Origin of the sequence: Paenarthrobacter sp. PAE-2, assembly GCF_026013155.1 — a bacterium.
GTDB lineage: Bacteria > Actinomycetota > Actinomycetes > Actinomycetales > Micrococcaceae > Arthrobacter > Arthrobacter ureafaciens.
The window spans coordinates 98,587-117,812 of sequence record NZ_JAPDNV010000003.1 but is presented as its reverse complement, the minus strand read 5'-3'; the positions used below and the strand labels follow the sequence as shown (position 1 = coordinate 117,812).

The following is a 19,226-nucleotide window of genomic DNA, read 5'->3' as shown; positions in this document are numbered from 1 at the left end:
TCGCGTCCGGCAAAAAGGGGCAACAGAGTCACCGCTCGTAGGGCCCAGTCCACAGCGTCGTGGCACCCCGGAACCCGGATCGCAAAACACACCGATGTTCACCGGTCTTGCCGGGGCCAGTGGTCTGCGCAGCTGTTCAGCTGAGTTGACTGGCTGGCCTACAATTTCCATTAACTAGCGCTTTGTTGTGCCCATCACAAGGGCCTGCAAGGTGGGGCCAACGTTGTCCCTTCCATACGCACGATCTCGAGGAAGGACGTCTCCCATGACCCATCTTCATAACCCCGGTTGGTCCGAAGAAATCGAACCCCAGGGTGCCATGTCTCCGTTCAAGCGCTTCGCTGCGCTGCCGGAGGCGCAGGGTCTCTACAACCCTGATGCGGAGAAGGACGCCTGCGGCCTGGCCATTATTGCCACGCTCCGCGGGGAACCGGGATACGACATCGTGGAAGCGGCCCTGACCGCGCTCCGCAATCTCGAACACCGCGGTGCTGTTGGCGCCGACGAGGGAACCGGTGACGGCGCGGGCCTGCTCATGCAGATCCCCGACGAGTTCTTCCGTGCAGTGGCTGAATTCGAACTCCCGGCGCCCGGCCAGTATGTCGTCGGTACCGCGTTCCTTCCTGCCGAGTCACGTGAAGCTGCTACGGCCAAGGCCGGCATCGAAGCACTGGCCGCCGATGAGGGCCTGAAGGTCCTCGGCTGGCGCGAAGTGCCTGTGGTCGCCGACCTGGTCGGTGCCATGGCACGGGCATGCATGCCGTACTTCTCCCAGCCCTTCCTGGCCTCTGCTACCGGCGAGCAGCTGGAGCGCAATGAGCTGGACTCCCGTGCCTGGCGGATCCGCAAGCGCGCGCAGAACAAGTTCGGCGTCTACTTCCCGTCGCTCTCCTCGCGGACCATCGTTTACAAGGGCATGCTGACCACGGCGCAGCTCGAGCCGTTCTACCCCGATCTTTCGGACAAGCGTTTCAAGACGAAGCTTGCGATCGTCCACTCGCGCTTCTCCACCAACACGTTCCCGTCATGGCCCTTGGCGCAGCCGTTCCGCACCATTGCCCACAACGGCGAAATCAACACGGTCAAGGGCAACCGCAACTGGATGCGTGCCCGCCAGTCGCAGCTGGCCAGCCCGCTGCTGGGCGACACCCCTGAAGAGCTGTACCCGATCTGCACCCCCGGTGCCTCGGACTCGGCATCCTTCGACGAGGTGGCCGAACTGCTCTGGCTCTCCGGCCGCCCCATTACGCACTCGATCATGATGATGATCCCGGAGGCGTGGGAGAATCACGCAACCATGGATCCGGCACGCCGCGCGTTCTACGAATACCACTCCCTGCTGATGGAACCGTGGGACGGTCCTGCTGCAGTGTCCTTCACGGACGGCAACCTCGTCGGCGCCACCCTGGACCGCAACGGCCTGCGTCCGGGCCGCTACTGGATCACCGAAGACGGCCTTGTTGTCTTCGCATCCGAGGTGGGCGTTATTGAAGTCGAGCCCTCCAACGTTGTGAAGAAGGGCCGCGTTGCGCCCGGCAAGATGTTCCTGGTGGACACCGAAGCCGGCCGCATCATCGATGACTCCGAGGTCAAGGCAGAGGTAGCAGCTGCGAACCCGTGGGCCGAGTGGCTCAAGGACAACCTGATCGACATCAACGAGCTCCCCGAACGTGAGCACGTCCTGCACACCGCAGCTTCGGTCAACATCCGCCAGCGGACCTTCGGCTACACCACCGAAGAGCTCAAGATCCTGCTCGGGCCCATGGCCCGCACCGGCGCCGAACCCCTCGGCGCCATGGGATCGGATACCCCGGTTGCTGTGCTGTCCAAGCGCCCCCGCCTGCTGTTCGACTACTTTGTGCAGTCGTTCGCCCAGGTGACCAACCCGCCGCTGGATGCCATCCGCGAGGAACTCGTGACCTCGCTGAAGTGTGCCATCGGCCCGAACGGCAACCTCCTGGACGGCAAGCAGGTCCGCCAGCCGCAGATCTCCCTGCCGTTCCCGGTGATCAACAACGATCAGCTGGCGAAGATCGCGAACATCGAAAACCCCGACGGCGACCGCATCGCCATGAAGGTACGCGGCCTCTACCGCCCCGAAGGTGGAGAAGCTGCGCTGCGTGCCCGGCTGACCGAGATCTGCGAACAGGTTTCCGGTGCCATCAACCGCGGCGTCCAGTACATCGTGCTCTCAGACCGCGACTCGAACGCCCAGTGGGCCCCCATCCCGTCGCTCCTGCTGGTCAGCGCCGTCCACCACCACCTGCTCCGCAGCGCCAACCGCACCAAGACGGCGCTCGTGGTGGAAGCCGGCGACGTCCGCGAGACCCACCACGTGGCAGTGCTGATCGGTTACGGCGCCTCCGCCGTGAACCCGTACCTTGCCATGGAGTCGGTGGAACAGCTGATCGCCAACGGCGACGTTGTGGGAGTGACGCCAGAAGATGGCGTCTACAACCTCATCAAGGGCCTCGGCAAGGGTGTCTTGAAGATCATGTCCAAGATGGGCATTTCCACGGTGGCTTCCTACACCGGCGCCCAGACCTTCGAGGCACTGGGCCTGTCCCAGGAACTCGTGGACGAATTCTTCTCCGGCACCCACTCCCAACTGGGAGGCGTCGGCTTGGATGTCATCGCCGCGGAAGTTTCCGCACGGCACCAGATGGCCTACCCCGACGGCGGCATCGAACAGCCGCACCGTCCACTCCTGGGCGGTGGCGAGTACCAGTGGCGCCGCGACGGCGAACCGCACCTCTTCAACCCGGAGACGGTGTTCCGGCTGCAGCACGCCACCCGCGAACGCCGGTACGACATCTTCAAGTCCTACACCAAGGGTGTTGACGACCAGTCCGAGAACCTGATGACGTTGCGCGGCCTGCTGAAGTTCAAGGCCGGCGTCCGTCCTTCGGTTCCGCTCGAGGAAGTGGAGCCCGTCTCCAGCATCGTCAAGCGTTTCTCCACGGGTGCCATGAGCTACGGCTCCATCTCCAAGGAAGCGCATGAGACACTGGCGATCGCCATGAACCGCCTGGGCGCCAAGTCCAACACGGGCGAAGGCGGCGAGGACGTCGAACGCCTGCTTGACCCGGAGCGCCGCTCTGCCATCAAGCAGATTGCGTCCGGCCGTTTTGGCGTGACCAGCCTCTACCTGACCAACGCCGACGACATCCAGATCAAGATGGCGCAGGGCGCGAAGCCCGGTGAAGGCGGCCAGCTGATGGCACAAAAGGTGTACCCGTGGGTGGCCCGGACCCGCCACTCCACGCCTGGCGTGGGACTCATCTCCCCGCCCCCGCACCACGACATCTACTCGATCGAAGACCTCGCGCAGCTCATCTACGATGCCAAGCGCGCCAACCCTTCGGCCCGGGTACATGTGAAGCTTGTTTCGGAAGTCGGGATCGGCACTGTGGCGTCGGGCGTCACCAAGGCGAAGGCCGACGTCGTGCTGGTTTCAGGGCACGACGGCGGTACCGGCGCCTCGCCGCTGAACTCGCTCAAGCATGCGGGTGTGCCGTGGGAACTCGGCCTCGCTGAGACCCAGCAGACCCTGATGCTCAACGGCCTCCGCGACCGTGTTGTGGTCCAGGTGGACGGCCAGCTTAAGACCGGCCGCGATGTTGTGATCGCTGCACTGCTGGGCGGTGAGGAGTTCGGCTTTGCCACCGCTCCGCTGGTGGTTGAAGGCTGCATCATGATGCGCGTCTGCCACCTGGACACCTGTCCCGTGGGTGTTGCCACGCAGAACCCCGAGCTCCGTGCGCGGTTCAACGGCAAGCCCGAGTTCGTGGTCAACTTCTTCGAGTTCCTCGCAGAAGAAGTCCGCGAAATCCTGGCTGAGCTCGGCTTCCGCAGCCTCGAAGAGGCGATCGGCCACTCCGAGGTCCTGGATACCCGCGACGCGATCGATCACTGGAAGGCAGACGGACTGGATCTCGATCCGATCCTGCACGGCCTCGAGTTCGACGACGACGTGCCGCTGCGCAACATGGTGGGCCAGAACCACGAGCTGGACAAGCACTTCGACCAGCGGCTGATCACCATGGCACAGGAAGCCCTGAGCGACCGCATGCCCGTGAAGATCACCCTGGACGTCATCAACACGGACCGTTCCGTGGGCACGATGCTGGGCCACGTGGTGACCAAGACCTTCGGTACGGACCTCCTGGCTACCGACACGATCGACGTCACCCTCAACGGCACCGCCGGGCAGTCCCTTGGCGCGTTCCTTCCGGCCGGTATCACCCTGCGCATGTTCGGCGATTCCAATGACTACGTTGGCAAGGGCCTGTCCGGTGGTCGCATCATCGTCCGCCCCGACCGCACCAACGTGTTCCAGGCAGAGCGGAACGTCATTGCCGGCAACGTCATCGGCTACGGTGCCACCAGCGGCGAGATGTTCCTCCGCGGCCAGGTGGGCGAACGCTTCCTGGTCCGCAACTCCGGCGCGACAGCCGTCGTCGAAGGTATTGGCGACCACGGTTGCGAGTACATGACCGGTGGCCAGACGCTGATCATCGGACGCACCGGCCGCAACTTTGGTGCCGGGATGTCCGGCGGTACCGCCTACGTGCTGGACCTGCAGCCCGAGCGCGTCAACAAGGATGCCCTCGACTCCGGCGAACTCCAACTCATGGAGCTGGATGCCGAAGACCGCGACATCGTGCACGGCCTCCTCACCAAGCACCTTGAGGAGACCGAATCCGTCCTGGCCGGCCGTCTGCTCGAAAACTTCGACGACACCGCCGCCCGCATCACCAAGGTACTGCCGCGCGATTACGCTGCAGTGCTGCAAACCCGACTCAACGCCATCGAAGAAGGCCTCGACCCCGACGGCGAAGAAGTATGGTCTCGAATCCTGGAGGTAACCGGTGGCTGATCCACGCGGATTTCTGAAAGTCCGGCAGCGCGAAACGCAGCCACGCCGTCCCGTTCCCGTCCGCATCATGGACTGGAAGGAAGTGTACGAAGCCCAGGAAAAGGGCGTCCTGAAGAGCCAGGCCGGCCGGTGCATGGACTGCGGCATTCCTTTCTGCCACCAAGGCTGCCCGCTGGGGAACCTCATCCCCGAGTGGAACGACCTCATGTGGCGGGACAAGGGTGAAGAAGCGATCGAGCGCCTCCATGCCACGAACAACTTCCCCGAGTTCACGGGCCGCCTGTGCCCTGCACCGTGTGAAGCGTCCTGCGTGCTTGGCATCAACCAGCCGGCTGTCACCATCAAGCAGGTGGAGGTCTCCATCATTGATGAGGCTTTCGACAACGACTGGGTTCACCCGCTTCCGCCCACCCGCCTCACCGGCAAGACGGTCGCCGTCGTTGGTTCCGGCCCCGCGGGCCTGGCCGCTGCCCAGCAGCTGACCCGCGTTGGCCACACCGTTGCCGTGTATGAGCGCGACGACAAGATCGGCGGCCTGCTCCGCTACGGCATCCCCGACTTCAAAATGGAGAAGGAACAGGTTGACCGCCGCCTGGAGCAGATGAAGGCCGAAGGCACCCGTTTCCGTACCGGGGTGGCCGTTGGTACCGACGTCACCTGGGAGCAGCTCCGCCGTCGATATGACGCCGTGGTTGTTGCTACCGGTGCCACGGTTCCCCGCGACCTGCCCATCCCGGGCCGCGACCTTGACGGCGTCCACTTCGCCATGGACTACCTCGTCCCGGCAAACCGTGTGGTGGCGGGGGAGAACCCCGCGAATCACATCGATGCCCGCGGCAAGCACGTGGTGATCCTTGGTGGTGGCGACACCGGCGCCGACTGCATCGGCACCGCGCACCGCCATCAGGCAGCATCGGTGACGACGCTCGCAATCGGCAAGCAGCCGCCGTCGGAGCGTGCCGCACACCAGCCGTGGCCTACGTTCCCCACGCTCTTTGAGGTGGCCAGCGCCCACGAAGAAGGCGGCGAACGCACGTACCTGGCGTCCACCGTTGAGTTCGTCGGCGAGAACGGCAAGCTCACGGGCGTGAAGGTTGCCGAGACCGAATTCGTTGACGGCAATCGTCTCCCCAAGGCCGGAACCGAGCGGGTCATCCCCGCGGACCTCGTGTTCCTCAGCCTTGGTTTCACCGGCCCTGAACCGGCCGGTATCACCGAACAAGTAAGTGCAGAGTTTGACGGTCGTGGCAACGTTGCCCGCGATGGCTACTACATGACGAACACCGAGGGCGTGTTTGTTGCCGGCGATGCCGGGCGTGGCCAGTCTCTGATTGTGTGGGCCATCGCGGAAGGCCGTGCTTGCGCGGCAGCCGTAGATAAGTTCCTCATGGGAAGCACCATCCTGCCGGCGCCGGTAGCCCCCACAGACCGGGCAATCGCGGTCTTATAGCGCCGGAAGGAACCTTCTTTTACTCAATCAGCAGCACACTACTTAGGGTAGGTATATGAGACGCGCGAAAATTGTGGCAACATTCGGCCCGGCTATTTCCAGCTTCGACAACACCCTCGCGGTGCTGGAAGCCGGCGTTGATGTTGCGCGTATGAACATGAGCCACGGCGACTACTCCGTGCACGACAACACCTATGAGAACGTCCGCAAGGCTTCCTCGCAGCTGCGCAAGCCGGTGGCGATCATGGCTGACCTCCAGGGCCCCAAGATCCGCTTGGGCCGCTTCGTGGACGGTCCGCACGAGTTGGCTGTTGGTGACACCTTCACCATCACCACCGAGGACGTTCCGGGAACCAAGGACATCTGCTCCACCACGCTGAAGAGCCTCACCGAGGACGTCAACGTGGGAGACGCCCTGCTGATCGACGACGGCAAGGTCGCGCTCCGCGCGATCGAGGTGGACGACGTCAAGGTTGTTGCCACCGTGACCGTGGGCGGCAAGGTGTCCAACAACAAGGGCATCAACCTCCCCGGCGTTGCCGTGAACGTTCCCGCCTTGAGCGAGAAGGATGAGGACGACCTCCGCTGGGCGCTCAAGCGCGGCGTCGACCTGGTTGCCCTCTCCTTCGTGCGTGACGCTGCTGATATCAAGCGCGTGCACGAGATCATGGACGAAGAAGGCCGCCGCGTGCCGGTCATCGCCAAGATCGAAAAGCCGCAGGCCGTGGACCAGCTCCACGAGATCATCGATGCGTTCGACGCGATCATGGTTGCCCGTGGCGACCTTGGCGTTGAGCTTCCGCTCGAAGAGGTGCCGATCGTCCAGAAGCGCGCCATCGAACTGGCCCGCCGTTGGGCCAAGCCGGTCATCGTGGCCACGCAGGTCCTCGAGTCCATGATCGACAACCCGCGTCCGACGCGTGCCGAGGCTTCCGACTGCGCCAACGCAGTGCTCGACGGCGCCGACGCAGTGATGCTCTCCGGTGAGACGTCAGTGGGTCAGTACCCGATCGAAACCGTCAAGACCATGGCCCGGATCATCGAATCCACCGAAGAACACGGTCTGGAACGCGTCCCCCCGCTGGGCACCAAGCCCCGCACCCGCGGCGGCGCCATCACTCGTGCCGCCGTCGAAATCGCCGACCAGCTGGACGCCAAGTACATCTGTACGTTCACGCAGTCCGGTGACTCCGCACGTCGTCTTTCCCGCCTGCGCCCGGTGAAGCCCGTCTTCGCCTTCACGCCGGTGGAGCACGTCTGGAACCAGTTGGCCCTCACCTGGGGTATCCGTCCCGTGCTGGTCTCCATGGTTGGCCACACCGACGAGATGACCGCCCAGGTGGACAAGAGCCTGCTGGACATGAAGCTCGTGGACGAAGGGGACCTGGTGGTCATCGCTGCCGGTTCGCCTCCCGGACAGGCCGGCTCCACCAACTCGCTCAAGGTCCACAAGGTGGGCGACCTCGCAGACACCTCCAAGGTCTCCGGTTCGCGCAAGGAACCTGTTGGACCGTGGCCTGAAGACGAGACCAAGAACAAGGCCTAGCCTTCGTAGTGGCTTGGCAGGACCCCGCCTCTTTGAGGCGGGGTCCTGTTTTGCGTTTAAGCACGACGGCGGGAGGTGGCTGTGTTGCTTTGACGCCGGGTGGTGACGTTGTTGCTTTGGCGGCGGGTGGTGACGTTGCCGCTTTGGCGGCGGCCGTCGTCGTGCGTGTTTCTGGGCACGCAAAAGGCGGCCTCCCGAATGGGAAGCCGCCTCTCCTGGCGTTAGTTGACCTGGTTGATGATGGTCTCGGCAACCTCGCGCATGCTGAGGCGGCGGTCCATGGAGGTCTTCTGGATCCAGCGGAAAGCCTCGGGTTCGGTGAGGCCCATCTTGGTGGTCAGGAGGCTCTTGGCGCGCTCCACAAGCTTGCGGGTGGCGAACTGTTCCTGCAGGTCCGAGACCTCGTTCTCGAGGGCCTTGATTTCCTCGTGGCGGGAAAGGGCGATCTCGATCGCAGGGACCAGGTCCGCCGGCGTGAAGGGCTTCACGACGTACGCCATGGCGCCGGCGTCGCGGGCGCGCTCCACCAGTTCCTTCTGGCTGAAAGCCGTCAGGAGGACCACGGGAGCGATGCGGGCCTTAACGATCTTCTCAGCTGCGGAGATGCCATCCATCACGGGCATCTTGACGTCCATGAGGACGAGATCCGGCTTCAGTTCCTCGGCCAGTTGCACGGCTTTCTCGCCGTTGTCCGCCTCACCGACGACGTCGTAACCCTCGCCCTTCAAAATCTCGATAATGTCCAGTCGGATGAGGGTCTCATCCTCGGCAACGACGACGCGTCGGGCCGGCTGGGCTGCGGGTGCGGACTCCGTCTGTTCTGTCACGGGATCTCCTTGCAAAGGTTCGGCGGGTTCATGTCCATCTTAGTGCGGGCGCATCCGGGGCAGGTTTTGTTGCACGCGGCGCGTCCGGTTCTTTGAAACAGCCTATCTGCATGTAGAGTAGTTTCGCGTGCTGGGAACGGATCGCGTTGCTCACAGAAATGGAGCCGCTTTCAACCCGGTATCTCCGCGCCCGAGTGGCGGAATTGGCAGACGCGCCGCACTCAAAATGCGGTATCGAAAGGTGTGTGGGTTCGAGTCCCACCTCGGGCACGGCATGAAAAAGACAATTCATGACGACCCTCTCACTCAGCACAGCGTCCCCATTACGGCGGCGGATACTCGACAACAAGAGTGCGGCTATGTAACGGGGGGACGGCTCGCTACCGCAGGCAGTGGCGCAAATACACCTGAAGGGCTCCGGAGCTTTCCCACTCAGCAGCCGTCATCACCTTCTTGACCTTGCTCACATAGCCGGAGGCGGTGTCGAGGAGCTCACTTGAGAGGCCGGTAAGGTCCACTACTTCGTTGACTGCATCCAGTTGGTAGTTGGCCGTCGTTATGGCTCTCCGAAGCTCTTCCCACACAGTCTTGTGCGTCGGGGGCTGGGAGGGGCCAGAGGAGGGGATCCCTGGCAGTGGGCTAGATGAGCTCTTCGAAATCCCCGACATTCCATCGGCGTACAGCGAGCAAGTAGTGCTTTTCAGTAGCCGCCGTGCTGTGGCATCCAAGTGCTGCCTGAACGCTTGCGAGGGCGTTCTCATCAGGGAAGCTGATACAAGTTCGACCGCGTCCTTGCTGATGAAACCCATGACCTCATCTGAGGCGCCCAACATTGCAGCAACCTGTTTTAGGGCCGCTGCTCGCTGCGCGGCGGCATCAACGGTTGCCTTCTCGGAAGCACTCAGCGAGGTTCCTTCCGGGATGTCTTTCAACATGTCATCAATCTTCGTGGACAGGCTTTTGAACTCCGAAGGGTCCGCCGCCCTGCTCAAGAGGCTTCCGGCTTCATCTGCGCTGCTCTTCAGATTCGCCAAGGCCTGAACAGGTTTGCTGCACGATGTCAGGACCAACAGCAGAGCGGCGAACAACACCGACAGGAGATACTGTCGTCGTCCTTGCTGCCGCATACTGGCCACCTTCAGCCGCTGGATCCTGGACTCCTGTATACGCCGAGTGGGCAGCGGCGTCCAGAGGGTGTGGCGCCATTGGAAGTCAGCTACAGACGCCGTTCCGAGAGGAATATGAAGGCGCTCCACGGCCTCAATACCAATCGACAGTCCTGCCTGTGCCGGGCAGCAAACGAGGGCTGACGCTTCTGTCCCGCACGGAACATAGCCCGTGCGTCACAGGACAGGCAAACCAATTAGGGGGCCGCATGTTTCACCTCATCAATGTCCGGACAGATGCCACATGACCGGTCGGGCGCTTATAGCCCAACCAAAGCTGCCTTGACCATGCTGGCCCAGACACTTGCCTTGGAATGGGCGCCGGACGGCATCCGCGTCAACGTCGTGTCCCCGGCATGACTCAAACGAGGATGACCGCAAAGATGTATGAAGATCCAAAAATCAAGAAAGCTAGGGGAGACATCATCCCGCTGGCATGGATCGGAGAACCAATAGACATTGCCAACGCTTAGCTCGCTGTCGCGGAAGTTTCAGTCCGGTTTGTGGACCAAGTCATCGGCAACGCGCCGAAGGTCTTGGAGCCAGCCGATTGAACGGGTAGGCGCCGCAGTGTTGGATTCAAAGTTTTCCAAGGCTGTGGCCAGATGGTTCAGTGCTTCGGATAGGTTGGCTTTGACGGCTGCGTATCCTTCTTCGGAGCGGGGGTCGGCTGAGGCCGTGGACAGTTGCTCGGCACCGGCTTTGATGATGAGTGAGGCTTCGAATTCGTTCATGTGCCACCTCGCGTCTTAAGGCCGGGAACAGGCGTTTCCCGGTGTGCCAACCGTACACCCGGAGCAGGCTCCCGGGCTGGAGGTCTTCTCGATGACGCGGCTTGCCGGCCGAATCAAAATCTGTACTAAAGGTTTCTCCTCCGTGGGACCAGTAGTGGATCAACCTGGCTTCGCCGAGGGCTATGAGCAGGTTTGTCGTACAAGGGTCACCGGAGTAAGGGCAGATCCAGGGCTCGGCGGATGTTGCATTCAACCATCGCGGTCTTTCCGTGCCGAGTCCTTCCTCTTAGGCGTGTGGAGGAGGGGAGCGGTGGAGAATTCATGCCCAGGCCACGCGCGCTGCTTTCGTTGGACTACATCCATGCTTCTTTGGCCGCCCTCCCGTACCCCGTCAAATGGAAGAACAAAGATTCGCAAGTGCCCCTGTCAGCGAGGACGACGGCGGGAGTTATCCTCCCGCCGTCGTGAGCCGTTCGGCTTGACGCGCAGAATTGTTGGCGCGACGCTCAGCCCTCAAGCTTGGAATGCTCGCCCAGACGGTGCCATGACCGGTTGTGGTAAACCAGAGCGTCGCCGGGTTCGCCCGCGTGGACGTCACGCAGCACCCGGGACTCCAGGGCGTGAACGGCGATGATGGTGGAGGTCCCTACCTCCATGCGATCGATGACGGCGCAGCGCACCCAGGCGCGGACGTCGTCATACACCGCTTCGCCGGTTGCAAGCGCCGACCAGTGGTGCGTCTGGTCAAAGCGGTCGGCGCCGGGGGTCGCTCCAAACTTCGCCAAGTCGACGTCGTGAGCGTCCAGCAGGTGCACGATGACGGTCTCGGCGCGCGAGAGCACATCCGACGCAGAGGACAGTGCCGAGACCGAGAAAATCAGCAACGGAGGTTCCGCACTGACCGACACGACCGACGACACCGTCAGTGCCACCGGTCCTTCGCCGGCATCGGCCGTGATGACGGCGACACCTCCCGGGTGGCCACGGAACAGTGCCTTGAAGTCGTCGGCCGAGAGGGAAGACGGGAAGCTTTGCGTCGGAGCCCCGAACCAAGTGTCTGCGGGGTAGGCGTGAAACATCGTTATGACGCCCTGGGGGCGGAGCGCGCGAGTTCCTCGCGAATGATGTTGGTCCCTGCGCTGAGAGCACTCAGCTTGGCCAGTGCGACGTCCCGGGGGAACGGTGCCATGCCGCAGTTGGAGCTGGGGATGAGCTTGTCCGCATCGACGAACTTGAGGGCCTTGCGGAGGGTGTCGGCGACCTCCTCCGGGGTCTCAATGGTCTCGCTTGCGACGTCGATAGCACCAAGCATGACCTTCTTGCCGCGGAGAAGCTCGATGAGGTCCATGGGCACATGGGAGTTCTGGCATTCCAGCGAAATGATGTCGATGCTGGAGCCCTGCAGCAGCGGGAACGATTCCTCGTACTGCCGCCACTGTGAGCCGAGCGTCGCCTTCCAGTCCGTATTGGCCTTGATGCCGTAGCCGTAGCAGATGTGCACGGCGGTCTCCGCACGCAGTCCCTCTGCCGCTCTCTCAAGCGCAGCCACGCCCCAGTCCTTGACCTCATCAAGGAAGACATTGAACGCGGGCTCGTCGAACTGGATGATGTCCACGCCGGCCGCCTCCAGTTCTTTCGCCTCCTGGTTCAGGATCGTGGCGAACTCCCAGGCGAGCTTCTCGCGGCTCTTGTAGTGGTCATCGTAGAGCGTGTCCACCATCGTCATGGGACCGGGAAGAGTCCATTTGATCGGCTGGTCCGTGGCTGCGCGGAGGAACTTTGCGTCTTCGACGAATACCGGCTTCTCGCGGCGCACCGGTCCGACGACGGTCGGCACGCTGGCGTCGTAGCGATCCCGGATGCGCACGGTCTTGCGCTGTTCAAAGTCGACCCCGCTGAGATGCTCAATGAAGGTCGTGACGAAGTGCTGGCGGGTTTGCTCGCCGTCGCTGACGATGTCGATGCCGCGCCGGCTCTGCTCGTGGAGCGCGATGCGCAGCGCATCCTGCTTGCCCTCGATCAGCGCTTTTCCCTCCAGCTTCCATGGGGACCAAAGAGTCTCCGGCTGCGCGAGCCAGGATGGTTTCGGCAGGCTTCCGACAACGGTGGTGGGCAATAGAGTGTTCATGATTGACGATTCTCCGTGGGTCAGTTGACGAGGGCGGGATAGTTGGCGGTCCACTGGTCCAACAGGTCCTTGTGGGGGGTGATGAAGTGCTCCTCCGTGTACTTCGCCTGCGTGACCGCGAGCTGGCTGCGCTCGACGCGGTCGTAAGCGATCTGGGTCCGCGAGAAATCCTGCTCGCCCAGGCTCGGCTGGTAGACGTGGGCGGCGGCCGAGTTCGCGTTGTAGATCTCCGGGCGGTAGATCTTCTGGAACGTCTCCATGGTGCTGATGGTGCCAATGAGCTGCAGGTTGGAGTAGTCGTTGAGCAGGTCGCCGCGGAAGTAGAAGGCGAGCGGCGCAACGCTGCCGCGTGGCATGAAGTAGCGGACTTGCAGTCCCATTTTTGCGAAGTACGCGTCCGTCAGCGAGAACTCGTCTTGCTGGTACTCGACGCCCAGGACCGGGTGACGGTTTCCGGTCCGCCGGTACGTCTTGCTCGTGGAGACGCTGATGCAGACCACCGGCGGCTGCGGGAAGCGTTCCTGGCCTTCGGGGGAATCGAGGAAGTGCTGGAACAGTTTGCCGTGAAGATCGCCGAAGTCCTCGGGAACGGTGGGCTTGCCCGAGTCGCCTGCTGCCGCGGGCAGCACGACGCTGAAGTCGAAGTCACGGACGTAGGAGGAGAAGTTGTTTCCCACAATGCCTTGGTGACGAACCCCGTTCAGCAAGTCGAGGATCTGGATGTCGAGGACTTCGAACAGCGGGAACTGCTGATCCGTTCCATCCCCGGTGAGCTGTATCTGCACGGAGACGATCTCAAGCTCCAGGGCGTAACGGTCCCGGTCCGGATTATCCCAGTCGGCGAGATCGTTGAAGCGGCGCCGCATCATGGTCAGGGCATTGCGAAGGTTCTCCTGGCGGTGCTCGCCACGTGCCAGGTTGGCGAAGTTCGTGGTGATCCGCGAGCCTTCCGAAGGGGAGTAGTCCTCGTCGAAGCGGGTGGTCGTGATGCTGAAGGAGAAGTCGTCTGCCATGCGCTGCCAATCCGTGGGTGATGGGCCGGGACGGCCTTTTCGAAAGGGGATGCATCCATGGTGCCGACTTTCAAGGGGTATCAAGTAACTCGTGGTTACTATGCATTCATATAGACTTTTCCTATGCCCCAGATTTCGAGCGGATTGACCCTTCAGCAGCTCCGCTACTTCATTGAAGTTGCCGCTGAGGGGTCGATCTCCGCGGCTGCCGATCTTCTCTACGTAGCGCAGCCGACAATGTCCGCAGCGATGAAGGAGCTTGAGGCCCGGGTGGGCCGTGCGCTCCTGGTTCGCTCCGCGCGCGGGGTCACCCTTACCGCAGACGGGGCAGAGTTCCTCGGCTACGCCAGACAGGTGGTCGAGCAGTTCTCCCTCCTCGAGCAGCGCTACCTAGGCAGGCCACCGACTCGGCGACTGCTCGGAGTCTCAACGCAGCACTACTCGTTCGCGGTGGACGCGTTCGTCCGGATGGTCAAGGCCACTGAGGTGGCCGAATACGAGTTCTCGCTTCGTGAGTCCCGCACCTGGGACATCATTGAGGATGTCCGGACTCTCCGCAGCGAGATAGGCATCCTCTACCGGAACGATTTCAACCGGAAGGTCATCGACAAGCTGCTCCGGGAATCCGGGCTCGCGTTCACACCGCTTTTTCTCGCTGATCCGCACATTTTCATTTCACGAAAGCACCCGCTCGCCTCCAAGGAGCGTGTAACTCTCGCTGATCTCGCCGGCATGCCGCGGCTAACCTTCGATCAAGGTGCGAACAACTCCTTTTACTTCGCCGAGGAAATTCTCTCCACGCTGTCCAGCAAGCAGGAGATCCGGGTTTCTGACCGTGCCACGATCTTCAATCTCATGATCGGGCTCCACGGTTACACGATCTCGACTGGCATCATCAGCGGGGAGCTCGACCCGGAGATCGTGGCCATCCCGCTAGACGTTGACGAACGCATCGAGATCGGCTGGATCGGCCACGCCTCGATTCCGCTCACTGACCAAGCGCAGCGCTACCTCAAGGAATTGCGCGCCGTGGTTGCTGAGTTCGGCGTAGCGCTACTCGACTGACTGCCGTACAGCGGACGACGTAAAAATATCACTTGATTGTCTAGATATATGGCAAGCTAACTAAGCGAGGCAATGCACAAGGTCTAAGGTGACCTACATCACACTATTTCGGCCGTGAGGATTCGTCTGGCAGGCACGTCTTATTCATGACGGCGCACAAGGAGCGCCGCAATCAACGGACAGGAGCATCGCCATGACGATCCAGACGCACACCCCCGCAGACGTACCGGCCAAGACCAAGCAGAACGCCTCTGCAGCCGTGGCGGATGCACCCACCCGGGACAAGGGCAAGGACGGCCGCGGCGCAACCACCGTCGCCGATGGAGTAGTAGCCAAGATCGCCGGCATCGCCATCCAGGAGATTCCAGGAGTGCATGCCTTGGGCGGCGGTGCGGCACGCGCCATCGGTAACCTGCGGGAGAAGGTTGGCCAGAAGGACCTCACCCAGGGGGTCAACGTTGAGGTAGGCCAGACCCAGGTAGCCGTTGACGTGACCCTGGTTGTCGAATACCCGCACCCGCTCCAGGAAGTAGCGGACAACGCCCGCGACGCCGTGTACACCGCCATCGAGGACCTGGTGGGCATGGAAGTAACCGAGGTCAACGTGACCATCACGGACATCCACGTTCCATCCGAGGACTCCGATTCCGAAGACTCCGACCGCGAACCGAGGGTCGCATGAGCCGCACGATTGCGGGCCTTGCCGTAGGGGCGGTGCTTGCGCTGGCGGGTCTTGCCTTCGGGTTCCGGGGCCTGCTGCTGACGGCACTTTTCATGGGTGTCGGGGCGGTGCTGGGCCGTTCCGCCGAGGGAAAGCTTGACCTTCGCGGGGTGCTTGATGCCCTGCGGGGCAAGCGCTCCTCCTCATGAGCAGCGCCGCCGCCGCGAACCGTGGCTCGATCGATGTTCACCGGATCGGACATAACCGGCTAACCCACACCGCGATCCGGAAGACCGTGGAGTCGGTCACGGCCCAGGCGTTCCATGTAGATGCGGGCGACGTGTCAGCCACGGTGGAGGACGACGCAGGAAAGCTCGGCGTCAGCGTCTCCGTCAAGCTGACCCTCCCGCCGCTGCTGAAGCCTGTCCCGCTGCTGAAACCTCAGCCCGGCAGGGAACCACAGCCCACCCCAGCGACCGTTTTCGAACAAGCCCGGGCTGTCCGGAAGGGAATCGTGGCCCGTGGCACGGCAATGACTGGCCTGGACATAGGCCGGGTAGACATCCGCCTCACCGGAGGAAAGTCCGGACAGCCCAAGGAAAGGAGGGTCGAATGAGCAAAGACGTCACTATCCGCCGCCTGGTCCAGCGTGAAACTCACTCTTCGAGGGCGGTCCCGTCCATTGTGGTTGCCTCCCTCCTGATGGTCGCTTCGCTGTGGTTGGCCTTGGAATCCGTGCTGTGGCTGCTCAAACACCAGCCCCTGCTGGCCAGCCCCGCAGAGATGTTCCGCTGGTTGATCGAGCTTCCGGCCAACACCACACCTACAGGCCTGGTGGCGTCCGGTGCCGGGTTGGGAATCCTGGCGCTGGTGCTGCTCGGACTGGCCTTTGGGAGGGGCCGCAGGCAACGCCTGACCCTGGGTAGCCAACGCGCTGCCGTCGTGGTGGACCACGAGGTGATTGCGGCAGCGGTGTCCCGCAAGGTCCGCCGCGCCGCGGGCCTCGCTCCGGGCCAGGTGACCACCACCGTCGGTGGACGGTCCGTCCGTGTCCAGGTGCGTCCGACGTCGGGCGAACCGCTGGTGCCGGCAGACATCCAGGCGACGGTCGACGGCGAACTGGCCGCCTACGCGCTGGATCGTCCAGTGCGGTCCAGCGTCAACATTTTGAACGAAGGAGCGGTAGGGCAATGAGAAACACGAACAGGGCCCTCAACCGCATTCTGCTCAGCGTTGCGGGGGTGGTCCTGCTGGGAGCCGGAGCCGCATTGATCGCGGCCGGCAACCTGCCTGGGGCGGCAGAGTCCTGGACAACCACAGCGGCTTCAGCACGGGAGGCCGTGCGCGAGCTGGCGGGCATTGCGCCCCTGCCTGACCCCGTCCGGAGCTGGTGGTTGGTGTTGGGGATCGCCGTCCTGCTGGCAGGCGCCATCCTGGGCGCGGCCTGGATCGCGTCCCAGGGCGGCGGCAGGACACCACGCCTCGCCGAGGACTCGGAAGGCATTGCGGGCCGAACCGTGGTGGATGCCGGGCTGGTCTCAGCCGCCGTCAAGGAAGCCCTGCGTGGTAACCCCGATGTGCTCGCCACCTCTGTTTCCGCGTGGGAATCCCGGCGCGGCACTGCCTTGCGGCTCCGTCTGGAAGCCCGCAACGGGGCATGCCCCAGGGAGCTTGCCGACACGGCGGTCCGGCTGCTCCAGCAACTTGATGCCTGGCTTGGCCATCCGGTGCCCGCCCTGGTCCGAATCACCACCGGTCCCAGGACCCAGGTGTCCGGATCGCGCGGAGCCCGGTAAGCAGACCCCGGTAAGCAGAGCCCGGTAAGAGGCATCGCAACGTACTTCACACAGGAAAACACCAACAGAAAAGGGAGCACCATGGGAATCAACGACAAGATCAACAACGCCGCCACCGAGCATCTTGGCGCGGCCAAGGAAGGTGCCGGCAAGCTCACCGGCGACTCCGCCCTGGAGCGCGAGGGCCAGCACGACCAAGCCCAGGCCAAGCTCCAGCAGGCCGGCGAAAAGGTCAAAGATGCCGCAGCTGACATCGGCGGGAACATCCGGGACGCTGCCCGAAAGCTCAAGGAAGGCTTCACGGAAAAGTAGGCCGGCAGCAGGGACGGTTCCGCCGCACGCGGAACCGTCCCTGTCCATCCGCAGATCAAGCGCCGCACTCACAACACTGGAAAGGCAGGAACGTGACTGGTTCACCTGTGGCCTCTGCCGCAGCTAAGCAACACCTGGACCTCGTGCCGGACGCGTTGCTGGCCGGCCGGGCAGCAGATGGAGACACTGCCGCTTTCGAGGCACTGGCCCGGCGCCATGGACCGCTGATGCGGGCGACGGCGCGGCGGTTGACCGGCACCCTGGCAGACGCTGACGACGTCGTTCAGGAGAGCCTGATGCAGGCGTGGAAACAACTGGACAACCTTCGGGATCCCGCTGCAGTAAAAAGCTGGCTGCTTCGCATCGTTGGCACCCGCAGCATTGACCATCTCCGCAAGCGGCGCAACGACGTGGCCTTGGACGAGGCGGAGACACTCGCTGATGCCTCTTCCGGCCCACGCATCCAGGATCCGGAAAGCACCGCGGTCAACGCCTCCAGGGTGGACGCGTTGAAATCGGCGCTCCAACGGCTTCCCGAGGAACAGCGCCGCTGTTGGGTACTCAAGGAATTCAACGACCTGAGCTACGAGGAGATTGCACTGACCTTGAACATAAGCCCCGACAGCGTTCGTGGCCGTCTCGCCAGAGCACGGACTGCCTTGGCCCGCACAATGGAGGAGTGGCGATGAATTTCCCTGGCGATGCACTGGAATGCGGGCACAGCCTCGCGGAACTGAGCGCCTACTTGGACACGGGATACACTGCTGATCCCGCACACGTAGATGCCTGCCCCGAGTGCCAGGCCGGCCTGGCTTCTTTGCGCAGGCTCGCCGAACTGGGCCATGAACTGCTGGCCTCGGACGTGGCCGACGCCGGCTCGGGCAACGATGACTGGATGCAGAACATCCTGAACAACCTTCAGCTGGAGCTGCGTCCTGGCCGCAGCATCCCGCTCCGCTCTGAGGACCCGCACGATGCCCTCTGGGAGACCGAGGGCTCGGTATCTGCGTTGATCCGTTCAGTGGTCGACTCCATGCCCGGAACAGCTGCCGGTAAATGCCGCCTGACGGGAGACATCACGACGCCGGGAGCAGGAATCGACGTCGACGTGGAGATCGCGGTGGTCTTCGGACGCTCTCTGGAAGAGCACGCTGTGACGCTGCGGAATGAGCTGGCGGACATCCTGGCGGTCCAGACCGAACTCACCATCCAAGCCATCAACATCACCGTCACCGACGTGCTGGAGCCTCCCGCCCCGGCCGTCACGCCCACCACGGAGGACCAGCCATGACGGAACATGTGGAGACCAATACCCCCGCCCTTGCCGAGGAACTCCTCGGCGTTGTCCAAGCGGTGGACGGGGTCACGGCGGTCTTCCCTGCCCAGCCCTTGTGGCAGTCGATAGCCGGCGCAGCAGCCGCGGCGGTCACCGGGGAACAGCAGCCCTTGGTCGGCCTTTCGGGACAGGGGGAGGGAATGGGCGTCAAGGTGCGGATCGGCGTCGGAATTCACCGGCCCGCCCCGGAAGTGGCCCGCGACGTGGCCGCAGCGGTCCGCAAGCACTCGGGAAACGCGAGCACCGTCGTCGAAATCCTGGTGGTCAAGATAGGCCAGTAGAAACCTGTCCTTGTTTGGAAGGTGTCCGGGTC

The 19,226-nt window shown here is 63.2% G+C and carries 22 protein-coding genes and 1 tRNA gene; 15 read left to right on the top strand and 8 right to left on the bottom strand.

From position 1 onward, the window contains the following. The first annotated feature begins 265 nt into the window (after positions 1–265). From gltB to pyk, 3 genes are read left to right on the top strand one after another with little or no spacing between them, the layout of a single operon-like run. Positions 266–4,879, top strand: coding sequence for a glutamate synthase large subunit (gltB, locus tag OCL88_RS02680; protein WP_264961532.1), 4,614 nt, complete (start codon positions 266–268; stop codon positions 4,877–4,879). Beyond that, entirely contained in the window at positions 4,872–6,329 is a 1,458-nt protein-coding gene (locus OCL88_RS02675; protein WP_264961531.1) for a glutamate synthase subunit beta, read from the top strand. Before gltB ends, OCL88_RS02675 begins: the two co-directional genes overlap by 8 nt. 55 nt (positions 6,330–6,384) lie before the next feature. Further along, positions 6,385–7,875 (top strand): pyruvate kinase, encoded by a 1,491-nt coding sequence (pyk, locus tag OCL88_RS02670; RefSeq protein WP_031216728.1) that lies wholly within the window; start codon positions 6,385–6,387, stop codon positions 7,873–7,875. A gap of 56 nt (positions 7,876–7,931) precedes the next feature. Here pyk and OCL88_RS02665 read toward each other — a convergent pair whose 3' ends face one another. Beyond that, positions 7,932–8,054, bottom strand: a complete 123-nt coding sequence (locus tag OCL88_RS02665) for a hypothetical protein (protein ID WP_264961530.1) — start codon at positions 8,052–8,054, stop codon at positions 7,932–7,934. A gap of 42 nt (positions 8,055–8,096) precedes the next feature. Then, entirely contained in the window at positions 8,097–8,702 is a 606-nt protein-coding gene (locus OCL88_RS02660) for an ANTAR domain-containing response regulator (RefSeq protein ID WP_021473049.1), read from the bottom strand. Positions 8,703–8,890: 188 nt separating this feature from the next. On the opposite strand from OCL88_RS02660, the gene OCL88_RS02655 reads away from it, so the two are divergent. After that, positions 8,891–8,972 (top strand) — tRNA-Leu (locus OCL88_RS02655). Positions 8,973–9,082: 110 nt separating this feature from the next. Here OCL88_RS02655 and OCL88_RS02650 read toward each other — a convergent pair. Together OCL88_RS02650 and OCL88_RS21250 are read right to left on the bottom strand one after the other, a co-directional pair. Next, the gene (locus OCL88_RS02650) at positions 9,083–9,829 is read right to left on the bottom strand and encodes a hypothetical protein (protein ID WP_264961529.1); all 747 of its coding nucleotides are present in this window, start codon (positions 9,827–9,829) and stop codon (positions 9,083–9,085) included. Between the two features lie 89 nt (positions 9,830–9,918). After that, positions 9,919–10,065 carry a competence protein CoiA family protein gene (locus OCL88_RS21250; RefSeq protein ID WP_410868087.1) on the bottom strand — a complete coding sequence of 49 codons (147 nt, stop codon included), beginning with the start codon at positions 10,063–10,065 and terminating at the stop codon, positions 9,919–9,921. 28 nt (positions 10,066–10,093) lie between these two features. On the opposite strand from OCL88_RS21250, the gene OCL88_RS02645 reads away from it, so the two are divergent. After that, positions 10,094–10,228 (top strand): SDR family oxidoreductase, encoded by a 135-nt coding sequence (locus tag OCL88_RS02645; RefSeq protein ID WP_319951637.1) that lies wholly within the window; start codon positions 10,094–10,096, stop codon positions 10,226–10,228. Positions 10,229–10,359: 131 nt separating this feature from the next. Here OCL88_RS02645 and OCL88_RS02640 read toward each other — a convergent pair whose 3' ends face one another. The 4 genes from OCL88_RS02640 to OCL88_RS02625 form a co-directional block, all read right to left on the bottom strand. Further along, complete coding sequence (locus OCL88_RS02640; protein WP_264961527.1) at positions 10,360–10,602, bottom strand: hypothetical protein; 243 nt, start codon at positions 10,600–10,602, stop codon at positions 10,360–10,362. A 506-nt stretch (positions 10,603–11,108) separates the two neighbouring features. Next, entirely contained in the window at positions 11,109–11,681 is a 573-nt protein-coding gene (locus tag OCL88_RS02635) for a flavin reductase family protein (protein WP_264961526.1), read from the bottom strand. A 2-nt stretch (positions 11,682–11,683) separates the two neighbouring features. Next, positions 11,684–12,730, bottom strand: a complete 1,047-nt coding sequence (locus tag OCL88_RS02630) for a methionine synthase (protein ID WP_264961525.1) — start codon at positions 12,728–12,730, stop codon at positions 11,684–11,686. A 20-nt stretch (positions 12,731–12,750) separates the two neighbouring features. After that, on the bottom strand, positions 12,751–13,743 hold the full coding sequence (locus tag OCL88_RS02625; protein WP_264961524.1) for a DUF1852 domain-containing protein: 993 nt from the start codon (positions 13,741–13,743) through the stop codon (positions 12,751–12,753). Between the two features lie 123 nt (positions 13,744–13,866). Here OCL88_RS02625 and OCL88_RS02620 point away from each other — a divergent pair, with 123 nt between their 5' ends. From OCL88_RS02620 to OCL88_RS02575, 10 genes are all read left to right on the top strand, one after another. Next, positions 13,867–14,808, top strand: coding sequence for a LysR family transcriptional regulator (locus tag OCL88_RS02620; RefSeq protein ID WP_264961523.1), 942 nt, complete (start codon positions 13,867–13,869; stop codon positions 14,806–14,808). Positions 14,809–15,001: 193 nt separating this feature from the next. Beyond that, positions 15,002–15,490: an Asp23/Gls24 family envelope stress response protein gene (locus OCL88_RS02615; RefSeq protein ID WP_264961522.1), complete on the top strand. Its 489-nt coding sequence runs from the start codon at positions 15,002–15,004 to the stop codon at positions 15,488–15,490. After that, positions 15,487–15,678 carry a hypothetical protein gene (locus OCL88_RS02610; RefSeq protein WP_264961521.1) on the top strand — a complete coding sequence of 64 codons (192 nt, stop codon included), beginning with the start codon at positions 15,487–15,489 and terminating at the stop codon, positions 15,676–15,678. Before OCL88_RS02615 ends, OCL88_RS02610 begins: the two co-directional genes overlap by 4 nt. Then, positions 15,675–16,085 (top strand): hypothetical protein, encoded by a 411-nt coding sequence (locus OCL88_RS02605; RefSeq protein WP_264961520.1) that lies wholly within the window; start codon positions 15,675–15,677, stop codon positions 16,083–16,085. The genes OCL88_RS02610 and OCL88_RS02605 overlap by 4 nt, the downstream gene beginning before the upstream one ends. Next, positions 16,082–16,663, top strand: a complete 582-nt coding sequence (locus tag OCL88_RS02600) for a DUF6286 domain-containing protein (protein ID WP_264961519.1) — start codon at positions 16,082–16,084, stop codon at positions 16,661–16,663. Before OCL88_RS02605 ends, OCL88_RS02600 begins: the two co-directional genes overlap by 4 nt. Further along, entirely contained in the window at positions 16,660–17,265 is a 606-nt protein-coding gene (locus OCL88_RS02595; protein ID WP_264961518.1) for a hypothetical protein, read from the top strand. The genes OCL88_RS02600 and OCL88_RS02595 overlap by 4 nt, the downstream gene beginning before the upstream one ends. Positions 17,266–17,346: 81 nt before the next feature. Continuing rightward, entirely contained in the window at positions 17,347–17,577 is a 231-nt protein-coding gene (locus tag OCL88_RS02590) for a CsbD family protein (protein ID WP_166186351.1), read from the top strand. A 92-nt stretch (positions 17,578–17,669) separates the two neighbouring features. Continuing rightward, on the top strand, positions 17,670–18,266 hold the full coding sequence (locus tag OCL88_RS02585) for an RNA polymerase sigma factor (protein ID WP_264961517.1): 597 nt from the start codon (positions 17,670–17,672) through the stop codon (positions 18,264–18,266). Next, a complete protein-coding gene (locus OCL88_RS02580) occupies positions 18,263–18,868 on the top strand; it encodes an Asp23/Gls24 family envelope stress response protein (protein WP_264961516.1) in 606 nt (201 codons plus the stop codon). Before OCL88_RS02585 ends, OCL88_RS02580 begins: the two co-directional genes overlap by 4 nt. Then, complete coding sequence (locus OCL88_RS02575; protein ID WP_264961515.1) at positions 18,865–19,194, top strand: hypothetical protein; 330 nt, start codon at positions 18,865–18,867, stop codon at positions 19,192–19,194. Before OCL88_RS02580 ends, OCL88_RS02575 begins: the two co-directional genes overlap by 4 nt. Positions 19,195–19,226: the final 32 nt, after the last annotated feature.